The following is a 612-nucleotide window of genomic DNA, read 5'->3' on the forward strand; positions in this document are numbered from 1 at the left end:
CCTGCAACCCCAGGAAATCACCACCCTGCGGCGCTACTGGAGCTTCGTCAACGAAACCGGCAACGCCGCAGCCCATGCCGCCGCGTTCAACGCCCGCAATAACCCGACGCCGTCTGCCAGCTTCGCCTCCGACCTCAGCGCCTTCATTGCCTGGACCGGGGTGATGCTGTCCTCCAGCAGCAAAGTGGTGGACGGCGACCAATCCTTCGCCGCCACCATCCAGGCCGGTGGCAAGGTCAACCTCAAGGCTGATAAAACCCTCGACAACAGCGTGATCCGCTCCTTCTACGAGTACGTCGGCGCCGGCAAGACCCTGACCGACACCGGCGTTGGCAACGGTTACTCGACGCCGATCCGGATCAACCCGCAACTGCCCCCGGAACTGGCCCAGCAACAGGTCAACCCCCTGGTACTGCCGGGCTTCACCCTGCCCACCAGCGGCAACGGCCTGTTCCGCCTCAGCGGCCAGGGCAGCACCTTGGCCCAGGCCCCGACGCCTGCGCAGATCGCCGGCCTGCCGGACGCCGCGAGCCTGTCCCGGCCGCACAAGTACCTGATCGAAACCAACCCGGCGCTGACCCACCTCAAGCAGTTCATGAGCTCGGACTACCT

1 protein-coding gene is annotated in these 612 nt (G+C 65.8%); it reads left to right on the plus strand.

Going from position 1 to position 612, the window contains the following annotated elements; genetic code table 11:
- Window positions 1-612, plus strand: a 612-nt coding sequence (locus BLX41_RS34270) for a hypothetical protein (RefSeq protein ID WP_473241674.1), incomplete at both ends; no start/stop codon positions are given.

This window comes from Pseudomonas protegens (assembly GCF_003732485.1).
GTDB classification, from domain to species: Bacteria; Pseudomonadota; Gammaproteobacteria; order Pseudomonadales; family Pseudomonadaceae; genus Aquipseudomonas; species Aquipseudomonas protegens_B.